The organism is Mycobacterium sp. 1165178.9 (assembly GCF_001673555.1).
Taxonomy (GTDB): Bacteria; Actinomycetota; Actinomycetes; order Mycobacteriales; family Mycobacteriaceae; genus Mycobacterium.
Map to the genome: position 1 here is coordinate 21,193 of NZ_LZMB01000459.1, position 18,649 is coordinate 39,841.

General features: G+C 67.0%; 19 protein-coding genes and 2 pseudogenes. 11 read left to right on the forward strand and 10 right to left on the reverse strand.

Going from position 1 to position 18,649, the window contains the following annotated elements; genetic code table 11:
* Positions 1-13: 13 nt before the first annotated feature.
* The 6 genes from A5652_RS19575 (at position 14) to A5652_RS19600 (ending at position 5,589) form a co-directional block, all read left to right on the forward strand.
* The gene (locus tag A5652_RS19575) at positions 14-826 is read left to right on the forward strand and encodes an LLM class F420-dependent oxidoreductase (protein WP_067355263.1); all 813 of its coding nucleotides are present in this window, start codon (positions 14-16) and stop codon (positions 824-826) included.
* Positions 827-940: 114 nt separating this feature from the next.
* On the forward strand, positions 941-1,681 hold the full coding sequence (locus tag A5652_RS19580; protein WP_067355316.1) for a GntR family transcriptional regulator: 741 nt from the start codon (positions 941-943) through the stop codon (positions 1,679-1,681).
* 48 nt (positions 1,682-1,729) lie between these two features.
* Positions 1,730-3,544, forward strand: coding sequence for an ABC transporter substrate-binding protein/permease (locus tag A5652_RS19585; protein ID WP_067355266.1), 1,815 nt, complete (start codon positions 1,730-1,732; stop codon positions 3,542-3,544).
* Between the two features lie 8 nt (positions 3,545-3,552).
* Positions 3,553-4,290, forward strand: a complete 738-nt coding sequence (locus A5652_RS19590; RefSeq protein ID WP_369805831.1) for an amino acid ABC transporter ATP-binding protein — start codon at positions 3,553-3,555, stop codon at positions 4,288-4,290.
* A gap of 65 nt (positions 4,291-4,355) precedes the next feature.
* Positions 4,356-4,859, forward strand: a complete 504-nt coding sequence (locus A5652_RS19595; protein ID WP_067355272.1) for a MarR family winged helix-turn-helix transcriptional regulator — start codon at positions 4,356-4,358, stop codon at positions 4,857-4,859.
* A 58-nt stretch (positions 4,860-4,917) separates the two neighbouring features.
* Complete coding sequence (locus A5652_RS19600; RefSeq protein ID WP_067355276.1) at positions 4,918-5,589, forward strand: SDR family oxidoreductase; 672 nt, start codon at positions 4,918-4,920, stop codon at positions 5,587-5,589.
* A 6-nt stretch (positions 5,590-5,595) separates the two neighbouring features.
* Here A5652_RS19600 and leuS read toward each other — a convergent pair whose 3' ends face one another.
* A complete protein-coding gene (leuS, locus tag A5652_RS19605; RefSeq protein WP_067355279.1) occupies positions 5,596-8,505 on the reverse strand; it encodes a leucine--tRNA ligase in 2,910 nt (969 codons plus the stop codon).
* Between the two features lie 184 nt (positions 8,506-8,689).
* On the opposite strand from leuS, the gene A5652_RS19610 reads away from it, so the two are divergent.
* Together A5652_RS19610 and A5652_RS19615 are read left to right on the forward strand one after the other, a co-directional pair.
* Complete coding sequence (locus A5652_RS19610; protein WP_067355318.1) at positions 8,690-9,829, forward strand: LpqN/LpqT family lipoprotein; 1,140 nt, start codon at positions 8,690-8,692, stop codon at positions 9,827-9,829.
* Between the two features lie 70 nt (positions 9,830-9,899).
* A complete protein-coding gene (locus A5652_RS19615; protein WP_067355282.1) occupies positions 9,900-10,241 on the forward strand; it encodes a hypothetical protein in 342 nt (113 codons plus the stop codon).
* 20 nt (positions 10,242-10,261) lie between these two features.
* Here the strand turns inward: A5652_RS19615 and A5652_RS19620 are convergent, their stop codons facing one another.
* On the reverse strand, positions 10,262-10,870 hold the full coding sequence (locus A5652_RS19620; RefSeq protein ID WP_156745438.1) for a YqgE/AlgH family protein: 609 nt from the start codon (positions 10,868-10,870) through the stop codon (positions 10,262-10,264).
* A gap of 45 nt (positions 10,871-10,915) precedes the next feature.
* On the opposite strand from A5652_RS19620, the pseudogene A5652_RS19625 reads away from it, so the two are divergent.
* A pseudogene (locus A5652_RS19625) lies at positions 10,916-12,299 on the forward strand (MFS transporter).
* Positions 12,300-12,349: 50 nt separating this feature from the next.
* On the forward strand, positions 12,350-13,123 hold the full coding sequence (locus A5652_RS19630) for a TIGR03084 family metal-binding protein (protein ID WP_067355288.1): 774 nt from the start codon (positions 12,350-12,352) through the stop codon (positions 13,121-13,123).
* A 102-nt stretch (positions 13,124-13,225) separates the two neighbouring features.
* On the opposite strand, the gene A5652_RS19635 is transcribed toward A5652_RS19630, so the two are convergent.
* From A5652_RS19635 to A5652_RS29240, 3 genes and pseudogenes are all read right to left on the reverse strand, one after another.
* Positions 13,226-13,546 carry a DUF2710 family protein gene (locus A5652_RS19635; protein WP_067355291.1) on the reverse strand — a complete coding sequence of 107 codons (321 nt, stop codon included), beginning with the start codon at positions 13,544-13,546 and terminating at the stop codon, positions 13,226-13,228.
* Between the two features lie 72 nt (positions 13,547-13,618).
* Positions 13,619-13,939 carry a DUF5631 domain-containing protein gene (locus tag A5652_RS29235; RefSeq protein WP_369805832.1) on the reverse strand — a complete coding sequence of 107 codons (321 nt, stop codon included), beginning with the start codon at positions 13,937-13,939 and terminating at the stop codon, positions 13,619-13,621.
* A 60-nt stretch (positions 13,940-13,999) separates the two neighbouring features.
* Positions 14,000-14,224: pseudogene (locus A5652_RS29240) on the reverse strand (DUF5632 domain-containing protein); the annotation flags it as partial.
* A gap of 1,201 nt (positions 14,225-15,425) precedes the next feature.
* On the opposite strand from A5652_RS29240, the gene A5652_RS28135 reads away from it, so the two are divergent.
* Positions 15,426-15,569 carry a hypothetical protein gene (locus A5652_RS28135; protein ID WP_197514024.1) on the forward strand — a complete coding sequence of 48 codons (144 nt, stop codon included), beginning with the start codon at positions 15,426-15,428 and terminating at the stop codon, positions 15,567-15,569.
* 23 nt (positions 15,570-15,592) lie between these two features.
* Here A5652_RS28135 and A5652_RS19645 read toward each other — a convergent pair whose 3' ends face one another.
* From A5652_RS19645 to A5652_RS19665, 5 genes are all read right to left on the reverse strand, one after another.
* Complete coding sequence (locus tag A5652_RS19645) at positions 15,593-15,904, reverse strand: DUF2694 family protein (protein ID WP_067355297.1); 312 nt, start codon at positions 15,902-15,904, stop codon at positions 15,593-15,595.
* A complete protein-coding gene (locus A5652_RS19650; protein WP_067355300.1) occupies positions 15,901-16,218 on the reverse strand; it encodes an ESX-1 secretion-associated protein in 318 nt (105 codons plus the stop codon). The genes A5652_RS19645 and A5652_RS19650 overlap by 4 nt, the downstream gene beginning before the upstream one ends.
* Before the next feature lie 49 nt (positions 16,219-16,267).
* A complete protein-coding gene (locus A5652_RS19655) occupies positions 16,268-17,719 on the reverse strand; it encodes a DUF4226 domain-containing protein (protein WP_067355303.1) in 1,452 nt (483 codons plus the stop codon).
* A gap of 135 nt (positions 17,720-17,854) precedes the next feature.
* A complete protein-coding gene (locus A5652_RS19660) occupies positions 17,855-18,217 on the reverse strand; it encodes a DUF4226 domain-containing protein (RefSeq protein WP_067355307.1) in 363 nt (120 codons plus the stop codon).
* Positions 18,218-18,265: 48 nt separating this feature from the next.
* On the reverse strand, positions 18,266-18,649 hold a 384-nt coding region (locus tag A5652_RS19665), incomplete at its 5' end, for a C40 family peptidase (protein ID WP_232001250.1).

The following is an 18,649-nucleotide window of genomic DNA, read 5'->3' on the forward strand; positions in this document are numbered from 1 at the left end:
CTACGGTAAGGGGATGACGTCTCGGTTTCCCATCCGCATCGGTGTCCAGCTGCAGCCGCAACACGCACCGCAGTACAGCCAGATCCGCGACGCCGTGCGCCGCTGCGAGGACATCGGCGTAGACATCGCCTTCAACTGGGATCACTTCTTCCCGCTGTACGGCGATCCCGACGGCGCGCATTTCGAATGCTGGACGATGCTCGGGGCGTGGGCCGAGCAGACATCGCGCATCCAGATCGGCGCGCTGGTGACGTGCAACTCCTACCGCAATCCGGAGCTGCTGGCCGATATGGCCCGCACCGTCGACCACATTTCCGACGGCCGGCTCATCCTGGGCATCGGTTCGGGTTGGAAACAAAAGGACTACGACGAGTACGGCTATGAATTCGGTACCGTCGGCAGCCGCCTGCACGACCTGGCGTCCGCACTGCCTCGAATTGAGGCTCGACTGGCCAAACTGAACCCGGCTCCCACCCGCGACCTCCCGATCCTGATCGGCGGCAAGGGGCCACGAAAGACGCTGCGGATGGTCGCCGAACACGGTGACATCTGGCACGGCTTCACCACGATTGAAACCTATCCGGCCGCGGCGGCCGTGCTGGAAGAACATTGCGCCGCCGTAGGGCGCGACCCGTCCACCATCGAGAGGTCGGCCGGCGTCGAGAACAACAGCGGCGTTCGCCGAGGCGAGGGCATCGGCGGGTTGATCAGCAGTGCCGAAGGCCTCACCGCGCTGGGCGTGACGCTGCTGACCGTCGGCGTGAATGGTCCGGATTACGACCTGACCGCCGCCGAAGCGCTATGCAGATGGCGCGATGGCCGTTAAACCATCGGCCCGGCATTGAGTTGATCGGCCAAAGACCTAAACGCACGCGCCAATTCGTGAGAAACTCTCACCGCTAGATGGCCGAACCCGGTGGGAAAGAGGCTCAACAAAAAGATGCCGAAGAAATACGGGGTTAAAGAAAAGGACCTGGTTGTTTCGCACATCCTCCACCTTTTGTTGACCGGGAAGCTGCGCACTGGCGACCGCGTTGATCGCAATGAAATTGCGCTGGGCTTGGGGGTGAGCCGAGTCCCCATTCAAGAGGCGCTGGTCCAACTCGAACACGACGGCATCGTGTCCACGCGCTATCACCGCGGCGCGTTCGTCGAGCGGTTCGATGAAGCAACCGTCCTCGAGCACCACGAGCTGGACGGCCTGCTCAATGGGATTGCGTCCGCCCGCGCGGCGACCAGTCCAACGCCGCGGATTCTGGGACAGCTCGATAGGCTCATGCGCTCGCTGCGCAGCGCGAAGGATTCGCGCGCCTTCATCGACACCGCCGCCGAATACCGGCGCACGGTCAACGACGAGTACGCCGGTCCGCGGCTGCATGCCACGATCCGCGCCTCGCAAAACCTCATCCCCCGCATGTTCTGGACGACGTTTCAGAGCGGGCGCGACGAGATGCTGCCGTCCTACGAAGACGAGACGGCGGCGATACAGCGGCGCGACCCCGAAGCCGCGCGAGCGGCGTGCGTCGACCGCTCGTGTCTGATGGCCCAAACCATGCTGGCCGAACTGTTCCGGCGGCGGGTATTCACCCCGACCGACGAGTTCAGTCGGGTCGTTGCGGGCCCGCTGGAGGTCGTCTCCGATGCGGACAGCATCCACGGCGGAGCACCGCTGTCACTTTGACCGACTCTGGGCGGACCGCGTCGCCGATCAGTCGTTACGGTGACACTGATGAGTTCGCGTGTGGGCCGGCACACCAAGCGCCGCGGAAGGGCATTCGGCCTTGCCGCGACAGTCCTTATCGGGTGCGGCGTCGCGCTGGCCGGACCGGTTGCGCCGGCGGCCGCCGACTGGAATCAATGCGCGCCGGCCGGCGTGGACAGCGCCCGGACCCTGCCTAAGGACCTGACCGAGAACCCGACCACCCGCGAGGACGACCGCGACACAACCGCATCGGTCGAGCCGATCGGCGCGGTCGACGTCGGCGCCTTGGGCCTCGGCACGCCGGGCGTCCTGACGGTCGGCACGCTGTCGGACGCCCCGCCCAACATCTGCATCAATGCCACCGGCGAATTCAGCGGCTTCGACAACCAATTGCTGCGCGCCATCGCCGACAAGCTGGGTCTGCAGGTCCGCTTCGTCAGCACCGACTTTTCCGCGCTGCTCGCCCAGGTGGCGTCCCGGCGCTTCGACGTCGGCTCGGCGGCGGTCAAGGCCACCGATGCCCGTCGGCGCACCGTTTCCTTCACCAACGGCTACGACTTCGGGTTCTATTCGCTGGTGGTTCCGCCCGGTTCGGCCATCCACAAGTTCAGCGACCTCGCACCGGGCCGGCGCATCGGCGTCGTGCAGGGCACCGTCGAGGAGTCGTACGTCGTCGACGTACTGCATATGCAACCCGTGAAGTATCCGGGCTTCGCCACCTTGTACGCCAGCCTCAAATCACGCCAGATCGATGCGTGGGTGGCACCGGGAACCCTCGCGGCGACCGTCATCCGCCCCGGTGATCCGGCGGTGGTCGCCGCGAATACCTACAGCCCAGGCAATTTCGTGGCTTACGCGGTCGCCCACGGCAACAAGAATCTGATCGACGCGCTCAATTCCGGGCTGGACGCCGTCATCGCCGACGGCACCTGGGCTCACCTTTACACCCAATGGGTGCCACGGACGATGCCGCCCGGCTGGAGACCCGGATCCAAAGCCGCGCCCGTCCCCCAACTGCCGGACTTCACCGCGATCGCGAAACAACACCGCTCGGCCGCGGGGCCACCCGCCCCGAAATCACCACTGGCCCAGGTGGGTGAGTCGTTCTTCGACTGGGATATGTACCGGCAGGCCATTCCCATCCTGTTCACCACCGGATTGCCAAATACCTTGATATTGACCGGCAGCGCCCTGGCGATCGGCCTGGCGTTGGGGATGGTGTTGGCGACGGCGGGGATCTCACACCGACGCTGGCTGCGCTGGCCGGCGCGCGTGTACACCGACGTCTTCCGCGGCCTGCCGGAAGTGGTGATCATCTTGCTGATCGGGATGGGCATCGGCCCATTGGTCGGCGGCCTGACCAATAAGAATCCCTATCCGCTCGGCATCGCCGCGCTGGGATTGATGGCCGCCGCGTACATCGGTGAGATTTTGCGCTCCGGAATCCAAAGCGTCGATGCGGGGCAACTCGAAGCGTCCCGGGCGCTGGGGTTCGGCTATGTCACCGCGATGCGGCTGGTGGTGGTACCGCAGGGAATCCGCCGCGTGCTGCCCGCCCTGGTCAATCAGGCCATCGGACTGCTGAAGGCCTCCGCGCTGGTGTACTTCCTCGGCCTGATCGCCGATCAGCGCGAGCTGTTCCAGGTCGGACGGGACCTCAACGCGCAGACCGGGAGCCTTTCGCCGTTGGTGGCCGCCGGTCTCTTCTACCTGCTATTGACCATCCCGCTAACACATTTGGTGAACTACATCGACACCCGCCTTCGCCGCGGCCGCCGCGCCGCCACGCCAGAGGACGACGCCGACATGCTGGCAACGACTTTCGGCCAGGAAATCACGTGACCTCTGCTATTCACGCGCGTGCCTCAGTCTCGCTGGCGGCCAAGGACGTTCACCAAACTCTGGGCTCGAGCAAGGTGCTGCGAGGGGTCGATCTCCAGGCACCCGCGGGCAGCACCGTGGCGATCATCGGTCCGTCCGGCTCGGGCAAGTCGACACTTCTGCGCACCTTGAACCGCTTGTATGAGCCTGACAGCGGGGACATCCTGCTGGATGGCAGATCGGTGCTGCGCGACGACCCCGACGAGCTGCGCCAGCGCATCGGCATGGTGTTCCAGCATTTCAATCTCTTCCCGCACCTCAGCGTTTTGGCCAACGTTGCGATCGCTCCACGAAAGTTGCGCCGGCTGCCGGCCGACGAGGCCCGCGACTTGGCGCTGATGCAACTGGACCGAGTTGGCCTGAAGCACAAGGCCGGTGCCCGACCCAGCATGCTGTCCGGCGGCCAACAACAGCGGGTAGCGATCGCCCGTGCACTGGCAATGGCGCCGCAGGTGATGTTTTTCGATGAGGCGACCTCCGCATTGGATCCCGAAATGGTCAAGGGAATACTGCAACTCATTGCCGACCTTGGCGCCGACGGCATGACAATGGTTGTGGTAACCCACGAAATGGGTTTCGCGCGGTCGGCATCCGATGCCGTCGTGTTTATGGATCACGGCAAAGTCGTGGAATCGGGCCCACCCGAGCAAATATTCGACGCCGCAGAGACCGAACGGCTGCAGCGCTTTTTGTCCCAAGTGCTTTGATCTCAACTATCTCGTCGGCGATAGCTCCCTTGTAAGCACCTGATATCGGGATAGACTCCCGATTTATGGCAGACAGCGAATCGACCCCGGCCGAGGTAGCCGAACTCGCCGAAGGGTTGCACCGCGCGTTGTCCAAATTGTTTGCCATTCTCCGTCGTGGAGACCCCAGCGGCGCGGCGGCCGGAGAGTTGACCCTCGCGCAGTTGTCGATCTTGGTCACACTGCTCGACCAGGGCCCGATCCGGATGACCGATCTCGCCGCACATGAACGGGTGCGGACTCCCACCACGACCGTGGCGATCCGCCGGCTGGAGAAGGTGGGATTGGTCAAGCGTTCCCGCGACCCGTCCGACCTGCGTGCGGTGCTCGTAGACATCACCCCGAGGGGGCGGGCGGTCCACGGTGAATCGCTGGCCAATCGGCGCGCTTCGCTGGCCGCGATGCTGAGCCAGCTTCCGGCGTCGGACCTCAACACCTTGATGCAGGCGCTGGCGCCACTGGAGCGGCTGGCCTCCGGTGACCCGACGTCCGGACCCGCCGGCGTGCCGCCCGAACGCAAGGAAGCCTGAAAAGCTCTCCACATCAACGCTTTTCGGTTGCTCCTGGGGGATCGGTAGACTCCAGGGCATGCCCAATGCACTCATCACCGGCGCCGGCGGCGGTATCGGATCGGCCATCGCCACGGCGCTGGCGCCCACGCATACCCTGCTGCTGGCGGGCCGGCCGTCCGATCGGCTCGACGCGGTCGCGCAGCGACTCGGGGCCACCACGTTTCCGCTGGATCTCACCGACTCCGGCGATATCGAGGCCGCCTGCGAGATTGTGGACGAACTCGACGTGCTGGTGCACAACGCGGGGGTGTCCATACCCGGCAGTGTCGCCGACTCGAACGTCGACGAATGGCGTGCCACGTTCGCCGTGAACGTCTTTGGACCGGTGGAACTTACGCTGGCACTGCTGCCCGCGCTGCGGCGGGCCCGCGGGCAGGTGGTGTTCATCAATTCCGGCTCCGGCCGCACCGCTTCGAAAAGCATGGCCGCCTATTCGTCCAGTAAGTTCGCGCTGCGCGCCTTCGCGGATTCGTTGCGCAGCGGCGAACCGGAGTTGAGAGTGACGACGGTTTATCCGGGGCGAACCGCTAGCGACATGCAGCGAGAACTCGTCGAGTTCGAGGGCGGCACCTATGACCCCGCCGACTTTTTGAAGCCCGAAACGGTCGCGGCCTCGGTCGTGAATGCGGTGGCCACCCCGCGCGACGGCCACCTGCACGAGGTCGTGCTGCGTCCAGCCGGGCGCTAGGCGGCGCTAGACGACCAGGTTGACCAGCCGGCCCGGCACCACGATCACCTTGCGCGGGTCCGCGCCCGCCAAGAAAGCCTGGACCTTCTCGTCGGCGAGCGCGGCGGCCTTCAGCGTGTCCTGATCGGCGTCGGCGGCCACCGACACTCGTCCGCGCACCTTGCCGTTCACCTGCACCGGGTACTCGACCGTGTCGTCGACCAGATAGGCGGGGTCGGCGACCGGGAAGGGGCCGTGCGCCAGCGACGTCTGGTGGCCCAGTCGCAGCCACAACTCCTCGGCCATATGCGGGGCCAGGGGCGCCAACATCAGCACCAGCGGCTCGACGGCCGCTCGGGGCACCGCGTCGCGGTGTTCCTTGGTGAGATGGTTGGTGTATTCGATCAACTTGGCCGCGGCGGTGTTATTGCGCAGTGCGGCATAGTCTTCCGCGACGCCGGCAATCGTCCGATTCAGCGCTCGCAGCGTGTCGGTCGCCAAGTCTTGCGCCTGCCCGTCGACCACGCGGGTGTCACCGGTCTGCTCGTCGATCACCAAACGCCACACCCGCTGCAGGAAGCGGTGGGCTCCTACGACGTCCTTGGTCGCCCAGGGCCGCGAGGCCTCCAGCGGGCCCATCGACATCTCGTAGACCCGCAGCGTGTCGGCGCCGTAGTCGTCGCAGATCTCGTCGGGCGAGATCGAATTCTTCAGGCTCTTACCGATTTTCCCGAACTCCTGGAAGACTTCGACCTCTCCCCCGGGCCCCGGGTAGAAGAAACGGCCGTCCCGTTCGACCACCTCTTCCGCCGGAACGTACGATCCGCGCGCGTCGGTGTAAGCGAAGGCCTGGATATAGCCCTGGTTGACCAGCCGGCGGAACGGCTCGCGCGAGGTCACATGGCCCAGGTCGTAGAGGACCTTGTGCCAGAACCGCACGTACAGCAGATGCAGCACCGCGTGTTCGGCGCCGCCGACATACAAGTCGACACCACCGGGATCCTGCGGGCCATGCTCAGCCGGCCGCGGACCCATCCAGTACGCCTCATTCTCCAAGGCGGCGAACCTTTCCGAGTTATGCGGATCGGTGTAGCGCAGTTCATACCAGCAGCTGCCGGCCCATTGCGGCATCACGTTGGTGTCGCGGCTGTAGGACTTGAGGCCGTCGCCCAGGTCCAGCTCGACGTGCACCCACTCCGTCGCCTTGGCCAGCGGTGGCGAGGGCTCGCTGTCGGCGTCGTCGGGGTCGAACAGCACGGGCGAGTAATCCGGCACGTCGGGCAGCTCGACCGGCAGTGCCGCTTCGCTCAGCGCATGGGCGCGCCCGTCCGCGTCGTAAACGATGGGAAACGGTTCGCCCCAGTAGCGCTGACGGGCGAAAAGCCAGTCGCGCAGCTTGAATTCGATGCGCGCCCAGCCGCGACCGTCGGCCTCCAGGCGCGCGGTGATCTTTTCCTTGGCCGCGGCCACATCCAATCCGTCGAGGTACCCGGAGTTGACCAGCACCCCGTCGCCGGCGTAGGCGGACTCCGAAATGTCACCGCCGGCAATGACTTCCACGATCGGAAGCCCGAACTCGTGGGCGAAGTCCCAGTCGCGCTGATCGTGGCCGGGGACCGCCATGATCGCCCCCGTGCCGTATCCGGCCAGCACGTAATCGGCGATGAAGATCGGCACCGGTTTCCCGTTGGTGGGGTTGGTGGCGTAACTGCCCAAGAAGACGCCGGTCTTCGCCTTACTCTCCTGGCGTTCGAGGTCCGACTTCGATCCGATCGCCTGCCGGTAGGCGGCGACGGCCTCACGCGGTGTGGCGGCGCCGTATTTCCAACGTGCGTCGGTGCCGTCCGGCCAGGCGGCCGTCGCCAACCCGTCGACCAGGTCGTGCTCGGGCGCCAGCACCAGGTAGGTGGCGCCGAATAGCGTGTCGGGCCGGGTGGTGAACACCTCGATATCGACCGTCTCGCCGTCGGCGCGGGTCGCCGCGAACAGCGCTATGGCGCCGGTGGACCGGCCGATCCAGTTGCGCTGCATCGTTTTGACCGGTTCCGGCCAGTCCAACAGTTCGAGATCGTCGAGCAGCCGATCGGAGTACGCGGTGATTCGCATCATCCACTGCCGCAATCGTTTCCGGAACACCGGGAAGTTGCCGCGATCGCTGCGGCCGTCGGCGGTCACCTCCTCGTTGGCCAGCACGGTGCCCAGACCTGGACACCAGTTCACCATCGAGTCGGCCCGGTAGACCAGTCGGTGCTCGTCGATCACGTCGGCGCGCTCCCCCGCCGACAGCCCGGCCCAGTCCCGCCCGTCCTCGAGGCCGCGAGCACCGGAATCGAATTCGGCGATCAATTCGGCGATGGGACGGGCCTTGTTTGCGGCGGTGTCGAACCACGCGTTGTAGATCTGAAGGAAGATCCACTGGGTCCACTTGTAGAACTCGACATCGGTGGTGGAGAAGCTTCTTCGGCTGTCGTGGCCGAGGCCCAGGCGCCCCAACTGGCGCCGGAAATTGACCACGTTGGCCTCGGTGCGGATGCGCGGATGGGTTCCGGTCTGCACCGCGTACTGCTCAGCGGGCAGCCCGAAGGCGTCAAAACCCAACGCATGCAACACGTTACGGCCGGTCATGCGGAAGTAGCGGGCGTAGACGTCCGTCGCGATGTAGCCGAGCGGGTGGCCGACGTGCAGCCCCTCCCCCGACGGGTAGGGAAACATGTCCTGCACGAACAGCTTGTCGTCGGGGACCGGGGCGCCGTCTGCCGGAGCCAGGGAACCGACCGGGTTGGGCACGTTGAACGTTCCGAGCTTCGCCCAGTTCTCCTGCCACTCGCCCTCGATACGGCCTGCCAGCGCCGCGGTGTAGCGATGCGGCGGCGCGTCAGAGTCGGGCGCGGCGGCGCCAGAGCTGCTCGCCGGCAAAGCGGTCGGGGAATCGGTCACCTGAACAGGGTATAAGGGCCGACGCGGCGACTTTGCCGGCCACAGGTTGGTCTCGGTTCCGTTGCGCGTCGATCAGAGGTTCATCCCAGGTGTGTTTCGAGCCTGTTCACCCCTTTGACCTCTAGTTACAGTCAGCCACTATCGACGGCTTCTGGTAGACGAGCCATTGGAAGGACCGACGCAGATGATTGAGATCGTCCCTGTCCACCGGGCACTCCTCGGCGGTGTGGTCGCTGGCCTGATCGGCCTGGCGGTTGTTGCGGGCGGCACGGCATCGGCAGACCCGTTGCCTCCGGCGCCGGCACCCGTCCCCACGGTCCCAGCGCCGGCACCACAGAACCTCGGGCCCGAGCTGGTGCCGCCGAGCAGATACCTCGCGGCCCCGCCGGCCGGCAACCAGATCGCCCCGCGGCCTACCGCCACGGCACCGGGTATCACGGCACCGGCCGCGGTCCCCCCCGCGGCCCCGATTCCGGCGACGTCGGGAACGATCCACGAATTCCTGCAGTCGAAGGGCGTGAAGCTGGAGGCGCAAAAGCCCCAGGGCTTCGATGCACTCGACATCACCTTGCCGGTGCCCGCGCGCTGGACCCAGGTGCCTGATCCCAACGTGCCCGACGCGTTCGCGGTCATCGCCGACCGGCACGGCAGCAGCATTTATTCATCGAATGCGCAGGTAGTGGTGTACAAACTGGTCGGCGCGTTCGATCCGAAAGAGGCCATCACCCACGGCTATGTCGACAGCCAGAAGCTTCTGGCCTGGCAGCCCACCAACGCCTCGATGGCCGATTTCTGCGGCTTTCCGTCTTCGGTCGTCGAAGGCACCTACCGCGACGGTGATTTGACGCTCAACACGTCGCGGCGCCACGTCGTTGCGACCTCGGGTCACGACAAGTACCTCGTGTCGCTGTCGGTGACCACGGATCGCGCGGTGAGCGTCGCCGACGCACCGGCCACCGATGCCATCGTCAACGGATTCCGGGTCAGCGCCCCCAGCGGGGCCGCCGCCCCGGCGCCGGCCCAGGCACCCGCCGCCTCTCCGGTTGGGCTGCCCGCTCAGCCTCCCGCGGCTGCGCCCGTCGCGCCCGCGGCTCCGGCACCGGCCGCCGCCCCGGTCGCCCCGGCACCGGCCATGACTCCCTTCGCGCCTACCGCCCCGGCACCCGGTGCGACTCCGCTGGTACCGCTCGCCCAGCCGTCACCCGGGGCCCCGGTCGGGCTTCCCGCGCAGGCGCCGGCGGCAAATGCGCAGCGCACACCCAGCCTGTTGGCCATGGTGCCGGGACTGCCCCCGCTACCGAACTTCTCGTTCCTCCAGCACTAAAGGACGGCGGCGCGCCGGCACCCGCAGAGCCCGGCGTGCGGACTCATGCCCCGGCTCGTATTGTGAGCCCATGCTGATTGCGGGCGTGCTGTGCATGTGTGCGGCGGTGGCGTCGGCGGGGTTCGGTACCTGGTCGCTCGCGCACAATCGGAGTATGGGCGCCACCGCATTGGCGCTGCGCGCGATGGCGCCGACACAGTTGGCGGCCGCCGTGATGCTGGCGGCGGGTGGCGCGGTGGCGGTGGCCGCGGTCCCGGAGACCGCGCTGGTCGTGCTCGTCGTCTGTGTGGTGGGCGCGCTGGGAACGTTGGCCGCTGGCTCGTGGCAGAGCGCGCGCTTCGCGCTGCGCCAGGAAGCGGCGGCGCCCGTCTGCGCCGGCAGCTGCGCCGGCTGCACGCAGTCGTGCCACTGATCTGAACTGGGGGAGGGGCCCTAGTTTCGGCTGATGTCGATGGGGTGGGTGGCGAGCAGCGAGAGCGGCAGCGGCTGGCGACGCAGGACTTGGCCCCACAGGTCGGACCTGGGTCCCACCAGTACGTCGGATGGCAAGGCCGACAACACAATCCAATCGTCGCGTTCGATCTCGCCCTCCAGCTGACCGATAGTCCAGCCCGAGTACCCCGCGAAGATCCGCACCCCCTCGACCGATGGCGCGATCACGTCCGGGTCGGCGTCCAGATCGACCATGACCACCCGTCCGTCCACGTGCCGCAAGCCCGGCACGTCCTGGGGGTCGGCGCCGACGCGCAGCGTCGCCAGGCACAACGCCGCGTCACGCTTCACCGGGCCGCCGATGAACATCGTCTTCGGTTTGGCCGACAACTTGGTCCACTGCGGCAACACGTTGTACACCGCGGTGTCGCTGGCGCGATTCAGGACGACGCCCAGCGTCCCTCCGTCGTTGTGCTCGACGATGTAGATCACGCTGCGCCGAAACGTCGGTTCGAGAAGGTCGGTGTTGGCGAGCAGCAAAGTGCCCGCGCGCACCCGTTGCGCGGCAGGTGCGACGTAGTCCTCTGGATCCTCCGGCGGCGGCACCACACCATCATCGCATCCGGCGCATCGTGGCCCGGGGCAATCGAGACCATGGGCCCCAGGGATTTGTACTGTGGTTGGACGGCTCTGATCGCGCGAGCGTTGCCAGCCCCAATCGTGGAAGTCGGTTTCGGTGATCCCAACCCGGATGCAGTCCAGCGCACCCGTCGAAGTTTGGCGGTCGGTGCGCGGTCTGCCAGATTTCTGGCGGCTGCTGCAGGTGCGCGTTGCGAGCCAGTTCGGTGACGGCTTGTTTCAGGCGGCGCTGGCCGGAGCCCTGCTGTTCAACCCCGATCGGGCCGCCGATCCTCTTTCCATAGCCCGCGCCTTCACGGTTCTGTTCTTGCCGTATTCGCTGCTCGGTCCGTTCGCCGGTGCGTTGATGGACCGTTGGGACCGGCGGCTGGTGCTCGTCGGCGCCAACGCGAGCCGGCTGATCCTCTTCGCCGCGATCGGCACGATCCTGGCGGTCCGTGCCGGCGATGTGCCGCTGCTACTGGGCGCCCTGTTTGCCAACGGTTTGGCCCGGTTCGTCGGGTCCGGGCTGTCGGCGTCGCTGCCGCATGTGGTGCCGCGCGAGCAGGTGGTGACGATGAACTCAGTGGCCACCGCGGCCGGGGCCATCGCGGCGTTCGTCGGCGCAAACTTCATGCTGGTGCCCCGATTCATCCTGGGGGCCAGCGACAAGGGCGCCTCGGTGATCGTGTTCATCACGGCTATTCCCGTGTCGATCGCGTTGGTCTTGTCCTGGCGGTTCGGTGCGCGGGTGCTGGGTCCCGACGACACCCGCCGAGCGATCCACGGACCCGTCATCTACGCGGTGATCACGGGTTGGCTGCACGGCGCGCGCACGGTGTCCCAGCGTCCCACGGTCGCCGCCACCCTGTCCGGCCTGGCCGCCCACCGAATGGTCGTCGGCATCAACTCGCTGCTGGTCTTGTTGCTGGTCCACCACATTCCCAACCTCAAGGGCGGGGGATTCGGCACCGCGCTGATGTTCTTCGGCGCCGCGGGCCTGGGCGCCTTCTTGGCCAACGTCCTGACACCACCGGCGATCCGCCGCTGGGGGCGCTACGCGACGGCGAATGGCGCGCTGGCGACGTCGGCGATCATCGAGGTCGCGGGCGCCGAGCTGCTAGTCCCGGTCATGGTCACGTGCGGCTTTTTGCTGGGCATCACCGGGCAGATGGTCAAGCTCTGCGCCGACACCGCGATCCAGATGGACGTTGACGACGCGCTTCGAGGGCATGTGTTCGCCGTGCAGGATGCGCTGTTCTGGGTCGCGTTCATCGTCGCGATCACGGTGGCCGGCACCTTGATTCCCGAAGACGGGCACGCGCCCACATTCGCGCTGTTCGGATCCGTGCTGTACCTGATCGGCCTGGCCGTGCACAGCATCATCGGGCGCGGCGGGGACTCGGCGAGCGATCGTTAAGGTACAGACGTGAGTTGTTCGATGGCCGCGGCCGACAGTCGATGGCTGCGATGACCGGTCCCGCCCCCATGGTCGACGACCTGCGCGCCGAGAGCGACGCGCTCGACGAGCTGGTAGCGCCGTTGTCGCCGCACCGCTGGTCCGATCCGACGCCGGCGCCCGGCTGGACCATCGCACACCAGATCGGCCACCTGCTGTGGACCGATCGGGTCGCTCTGATCGCGGTTACCGACGAGGCCGGGTTCGCCGAGGTGTTGGCGGAGGCGGCCGCCGACCCGGCGGGCTTCGTGGACCAGGGCGCCGAGGAGCTGGCGGCGCTGGCGCCGGCCGAGCTGCTCGCCGACTGGCGGCTGACCCGAGGACGGCTGCACGACGCGCTGCTCACCGTGCAGTCCGGTCGCAAGCTGCCGTGGTTCGGCCCACCGATGAGTGCGGCCTCGATGGCCACCGCGCGTCTGATGGAGACCTGGGCGCACGGTCTCGATGTCGCCGATGCCCTGGGCGTGACGCGACCCGCGACCGAACGCCTGCGGTCGATCGCTCACCTGGGGGTACGCACCCGCGATTTCGCCTTCGCCGTCAACAATTTGGTGCCACCCGCCGAACCGTTTTTGGTCGAGCTGCGCGGCCCCGGCGGAGACACGTGGACTTGGGGGCCACCCGATGCCCAGCAGCGGGTCAGTGGGTCCGCCCAGGATTTCTGTTTCCTGGTCACCCAGCGGCGCCCGTTGAGCGCCCTCGACATCAGTGCCCAGGGCGCCGACGCCCACCGCTGGCTGCAGATCGCTCAGGCTTTCGCGGGACCTCCCGGCGCTGGTCGATGAGCGCCCCCTCCACCGGTCAGTACGATCGGGCGGCGCCTGAAAAGCGCAAAGAGAGCCGGGGCCCATCGGTTCAAGCGCCGGTCGATGAGCGTCGAGCACCCGTCAGTGCAGCGGCCCGCCGTAATTCGCCCGGTTCTCGGCCTCAGCCTCCTCGCGTAGCGCGGTAATCGCGAGATTCAGCCTTTCGGCCAACTCGACGTGCCCGTATCCCGTCATCACCCCGGGATGCAGGGTCAGTCGCAGGAGCCGGCCATCGGAATTCGCAACGGCGTGAACGTCACCCAGATCGACGCTGTAGGTGACGGCTTCGGCCTGCGCCACAAGGGCTTCCCACTTGTCGGCCGCCTCGCTCAGTTCCCGAAGAACCGATTCGACGAGATCCTTCTCGCTGAGATTCGCGCGACTGCCCGAACCCGCCACCATGACAGTATCGTCGACCCCTCCGACCAGCGTCAATTCATTTGCGCGCAGGTTTGCGGCGAGCCTGCCGGGCGCTCACCCGACAAGCTTTTGATACCAGGCGAGGTGGTAGTTCGCGGACACAGCATCCCCGCTGGCGATGCCCTCGGTGGCGGCCATCAGCAGGCACTTGAGCAGCAGCGCGGGATTGACGTTCGGGTACTGAACGAGGAGCTGGTAGCGGGCGGTATCGAGATGGACCCGCAGCACGTCGACCTCCTGGTCGACGACCACCGTTCCCGCGGCGGCGGCTTGCGCCAACCTCGGCACGATCTTGGGCAGATCGTCACGCCCCCGCGTGGCCGCACTCAGCACGCTCGCCAAATCATCGATGGCGGGCAGCGCGCGCGGCTCCACCGAAGACCTGGTCGCCGCGAAGTTGACTGAGCGGCGCAACGAATCACCGGGAGCGTAAGTGACGACGCGCGCCGTCTCGCCGATCAACGCGGCCACTCTGCCGCTGCGACGCTCGGGTTCCAGCAACCGCACGCCCGCCGGAAGGGTGATGCCCGACGGTATCCATCCGTGGGCGAGATCGGTCACCAGCACCGTCGTGCCATCGGCGCGATCTCCGATCGCCCAATTCAAACGCGGCTCCTGCCGGACCACGAACTCGAGCAGTCGGTTCAGCCGCTCATTATCGAATACCGTTGAGGTTGACGGCTTTTCGGTATGGGGCCGGGCGGCGGAGACCGAGGCAGTGTCGCTGTCAGAGATGACGGGCGTGGCATCGGCCGCGACGGGCGTGGCATCGGCGAGGGGTTCCTGCGCGACCTCTTGCGGCTCCGCCTCAACGGGAACCGGCTCGTCGGCCACCGCGTGGTGGCGCCCGGAGTCGGCCTGGTCTGGAGCCGGCGCGGAAGCAGGCTCCACCGGCGTCGCTGAACCGGGTTCGTCCCTGACCACCGGAATGACTTGTGTCTGCTCGAGGCGTGACGCATTGGTGGGTCCCGCAAGCTCATCTTCGGTAGCGCTCGATTCGCTAGCCGCCTCCTGTTCGTCCCCACCGGCCTGCTCGGTGACGGCGTGGTGCCGCCCGGAGTCGGCCTGGTCCGGAGCCGGCGCGGAAGCAGGCTCCGCCGGCGTCGCTGAACCGGGTTCGTCCCTGATCACCGGGATGACTTGGGTCTCGCCGAGATGCGACACATCGGCGGTGCGGCGGGCGGCGCGGTCGGCATGGACTTCCTGCGGGACTGGCTGCGGTGTACCGAGGCCGGCGGGCGGCTCGCCAGCGGATTCTCGACGCCGCCTTCTTCCCGTGCGTGGCGCTGTCACGGGAGGTGGCAGCTGAGCGGGCGCCTTGCCGATGGGCTTGGCGTCGCGGATTGTCGCCAGTACCTGCGTCTTCTCCAGGTCCGCGCCGGACGGCTCAACCCTCGGTGGGGGAGGAGCCGGGGCTTTGGCTCCACTCCGCATGGCGTGCAGATAGCGAATCGTCGATTCGACTCGGCGCGCCGCCCGCCCGCGGGCCTCGTCGATGACTCGCGCCTCCGCCGCCTGGCGGGCAAGGTCGGTCATTCCCGATCGCTTGAGCAACTTCAGTTCGTCGTTGGCGGCGTGAGCGATGCGTTGCAGATCGGCCTTGAGATGCTCAGCGAGAGTGGCGGTTTCGGGCGTGATCGTCGACAGTTCGGCAGGCCATAGCCCGCCTGTCACCCACGGGGTGCAGTCGATAGGGGAGCTGAAAGCCGGCGTCGCCAGTGATTCCCGGGTAGCCCTCCGGAGACGCTGGCGCGCCGACATCCGACCGAAGACCGCCACCGGCTAAGCGTACCGGGACCCGGCCGGCCACTTGTGCGGTCGGTGAATTGTGCGGTCGCACGGCCCTGGGTAGCGTGAGGACATGGCTGATTCTGCACTGCAGCAGCAACTCGATGAGGTGCGTGCCTTCCTCGCTCGCGCGCGAGAGTTGTTCGGCCCCAATCCGGTAGAGCCGCCGACCGGTATCGCTCCCGATCCCAGCGTGGCCAAGCCACGGTTACGCTAGCCCGACGGCTGGCCTGACAGCCCTTAGATCGCGCCGCTACGACGACGCAGTTTGTGCGCCAGCAACTTCTCGATGGCCGCATCGAGGTCTCGGGGGGTCGGGACCACCGCGGAAGGGGTATGCCCGGCCGCGACGATCTCGTCGCGGATCTCCAGCAACGCTTTGAGGCAAGACACATCGGCCGTCAGCAGGATGCCCTGCGCCAGCGTCTCGGCGTCGGTTTCCATCGCCTCTTCGCTCAGCGCGACGCTGTGCATATAGCCGCCGCGGCAAGAGCGGACGAGAATGTGTCCACTCGGGTGAACAGTGTCGAAAGCGGGATTCGCGTCGGTCATCGACCGCGGTCGACGATGTCGCCGAACTTCCCTGCCGCCTCCTGCTCGTGCTGTTCCCACATCGTCGCCGAAACGTTCAGTTTGTCGGCAAGATCGGCGTGGTCAGTGGCTTGCTGCTCATAGCACTGGCGTCGAAGCTCCAGCAGCTCACGGCCGGCGTCGCGCAACTCGCTGAAGATTGGCCCGAGGGAATCGAGACTCTCCTGGATCGCCGCGTGCGACGAGGGGACGGTGCGCAAGTAATCCGAGGTGTCCTGGTGATGCGCGGCAGCCTGACGTAGGTGCGCAGGCACTACATGAATCGAATCTGCCATCCGCTATCTCCTGTTGACGATCGCCGGTTGTTGCGGCGAATTCACTTTGTCAGGTGGTCGACGTGGTCGCCGGCCGAGTAGGTGTCGGTGGGTCAGGCTTGACCGGCGTCGTTACCTCCGCGCTCGACGCCGGCGGATGCTCCCAGCCTAGGAAGCTCGGCCCGCTCACGGTGGCGATGTGTTGAATTTGGCCATCCACAAGCGCCTTGCCGGGGCCAAGGGCGAGCGCGTGGCGATCGGTGAACATCCCGATATCGCCGGGCACAACCTGAACGGAATCGATGGGGTTGGGCACCGGGGTCCCCGGTGGGGGAATGGTCATTCCCTGCTGCTGGAAGGCCTCCGCTACCGGGGTGCCGCCGACGGCGGCCGTGATCGCCGCCGCCAGCTGCGGGGTGGCCGCGGTCACCGTTTCCCCGTCCGGCAAGGTCACTTGTGTCGGCCCGGCCGGCGGCTCATCGGATGCCTCGCCGTGTGAGGCATCGGTCCCGTCTCCCGGCTCGTTCGGGGCGTCGCGCGAGCCCGGGTGTTGGTCCTGGTCGTTCGGCAACTCCTCGTCGGCCAGATCGTCCAGAGCCGGATCGGTCCCGTCGCCGTCCCGCAGCCCGGACAGCGGAAGTCCGCCGGGCCGTTCCCAACCGGCCATCGACGCGGGCAGAGAACCAAACCCCGGGAGCGATCCGCCGCCGAACGTGGGCATGGCGGGCGCCATCGGTTGCTGCGGTATGGCGGGCATCGCGGCCATGGCGGCCGGATCCGGCCCTGGGCCATCGCCGGCCGGCGCGTCATCGTCGGCTAGCAAGGAATCCAGCAGCGGATCCCAGTCGGCGCCGTCATCATCGGTCGCGAGGCCCGGATCGTCGGCCGGCGCTAAAGCTCGCGGGCGGTCGCCCGGGGCATTCGATTCGCCTTTGGAGGCGTCGTACAGCGAGGTCCAGGCGGCCATCAGCGCAGACTTCGACGTGTTATCCAGGCTGGCGGTGAGGACAACCTCGCGAATGTCGCGCAGCTTGCCGATGAGAAACCGCTGGAAGTCACGCGCCCCCGCCGGTGTGTCCAGATCGGATCTCGTCCGTACCGCGGCTTCGGTATCGTGCTGCAACCTGATCAGGGCTTCGCCGCCGTCAACCGCGTGCAGGTGCGCGTTCAGGATTGCCGAGATCACCTGCAGGTCTAACTGCGAGCTGGCCGAGTTCTGTTGTGCGAGAGCCGCTTCGGCGTTGGCAATGGCATCGGCCGCATCACCCGTTTCGTGATCCGGCGGTACCGCGGCTCCGGCGGGCGGCCGCACGGGCGGGTTGGCCGTCGTTCCGGCGCCGAACAAGACGGCGTGCTGTTGGCGGACCTTGCGCAGGATTGCCTCGATCTGTTCGGGGCGGGTGGTCGGGGTGAGCGCGGCGCTGACTTCGGCCGGCGCCAGTCCCGTCTGCCACGCGCCCGGATCACCGGTGCGATCTCGGAGGTATTTGACCGCGGCCAGCAGGTCGTCATAGGCCGACATCAGCCAAACGGGCGGCGCCGCAACTTGCTTGAACGCTGCTGCGGGAAACGACGCGACCCCTCCATGTCCGGCGACGGTACTCAGGCGGATTGGTGCCGACAATTCACTGTGCTGCACGGTGTGGACTATTCCCGACTAGCCGCTATCGGCGGCGTACTGGGCCCGAAGGTTTTGCAACACAGCGGCTTTCGCCTGGCCTAATTCGCGCGCCTCGGCCACGACCGATGCGATCTCGCGTTGCTTGTCCATCAGAAACTTCCGGAACTCGCGCGCGCCCATCGGAGTATCGAGTGCGAGGCCCGCCTGATTCACGGTTGCATGGTCGATCTGCTCGGCTATGGAATCCAGTCGCCTGACGCTCTCGCGTGCTGCGTCGTGAGCGCTGGTCAGCACCTCGTTCAGCACCCGATCGGCTTCGGACGCGATGCCGTGCTGGCTCGCCAGCGCCGTCCGTCGCGCCTCAACGGCCTCTAATGAGGGCCCCGGTTGTTCCGGCATCGGCTCACCCCATTCGTCGTGCCCGTGTCACCGGGCGGTCTTGGCTTGTCATATCGGTCGGCGGACCGCAACGTTGTTGCCCAGTCGGCTTATTCGCACCGAGGCGCCCGCATAGGGCGCTTCCACGACGAGGTTGTTCCCGATGGCCAGCTGCACATGTCCGGCGTGCGGAAACACCAGATCACCGGGCCGCACCTGGGAGCGGGGCACCGCGATCCCGTCGTTGATCTGCTGATATGTGGTGCGATCCAGGTGAATACCGGCCTGCGCATAGCTCCACTGCACCAACCCGGAACAGTCGAACTGGTCGGGGCCCGTCGCGCCCCAGACATACGGTCGGCCCAGTCGAGACAAAGCGGCGCGCACCGACGCCGCGGCCACCGAGATCCTTGCCGATGCGCACCGCGATCGAGCACACGCCCGCGACCTGAC

What these genes read in the sequence shown, in the direction of transcription:
- A5652_RS19655 (WP_067355303.1), bottom strand. Translation starts at nt 17,719, where the DNA reads ATGTCGGCCTATGACGACCTGCTGGCCGCGGTCAAATACCTCCGAGAT.
- A5652_RS19635 (WP_067355291.1), bottom strand. Translation starts at nt 13,546, where the DNA reads ATGGTGGCGGGTTCGGGCAGTCGCGCGAATCTCAGCGAGAAGGATCTC.
- A5652_RS19645 (WP_067355297.1), bottom strand. Translation starts at nt 15,904, where the DNA reads ATGACCGACGCGAATCCCGCTTTCGACACTGTTCACCCGAGTGGACAC.
- A5652_RS19610 (WP_067355318.1), top strand. Translation starts at nt 8,690, where the DNA reads ATGATTGAGATCGTCCCTGTCCACCGGGCACTCCTCGGCGGTGTGGTC.
- A5652_RS28135 (WP_197514024.1), top strand. Translation starts at nt 15,426, where the DNA reads ATGGCTGATTCTGCACTGCAGCAGCAACTCGATGAGGTGCGTGCCTTC.
- A5652_RS19615 (WP_067355282.1), top strand. Translation starts at nt 9,900, where the DNA reads ATGCTGATTGCGGGCGTGCTGTGCATGTGTGCGGCGGTGGCGTCGGCG.
- A5652_RS19660 (WP_067355307.1), bottom strand. Translation starts at nt 18,217, where the DNA reads ATGCCGGAACAACCGGGGCCCTCATTAGAGGCCGTTGAGGCGCGACGG.
- A5652_RS19650 (WP_067355300.1), bottom strand. Translation starts at nt 16,218, where the DNA reads ATGGCAGATTCGATTCATGTAGTGCCTGCGCACCTACGTCAGGCTGCC.
- A5652_RS19600 (WP_067355276.1), top strand. Translation starts at nt 4,918, where the DNA reads ATGCCCAATGCACTCATCACCGGCGCCGGCGGCGGTATCGGATCGGCC.
- A5652_RS19585 (WP_067355266.1), top strand. Translation starts at nt 1,730, where the DNA reads ATGAGTTCGCGTGTGGGCCGGCACACCAAGCGCCGCGGAAGGGCATTC.
- A5652_RS19580 (WP_067355316.1), top strand. Translation starts at nt 941, where the DNA reads ATGCCGAAGAAATACGGGGTTAAAGAAAAGGACCTGGTTGTTTCGCAC.
- A5652_RS19630 (WP_067355288.1), top strand. Translation starts at nt 12,350, where the DNA reads ATGACCGGTCCCGCCCCCATGGTCGACGACCTGCGCGCCGAGAGCGAC.
- A5652_RS19595 (WP_067355272.1), top strand. Translation starts at nt 4,356, where the DNA reads ATGGCAGACAGCGAATCGACCCCGGCCGAGGTAGCCGAACTCGCCGAA.
- A5652_RS19575 (WP_067355263.1), top strand. Translation starts at nt 14, where the DNA reads ATGACGTCTCGGTTTCCCATCCGCATCGGTGTCCAGCTGCAGCCGCAA.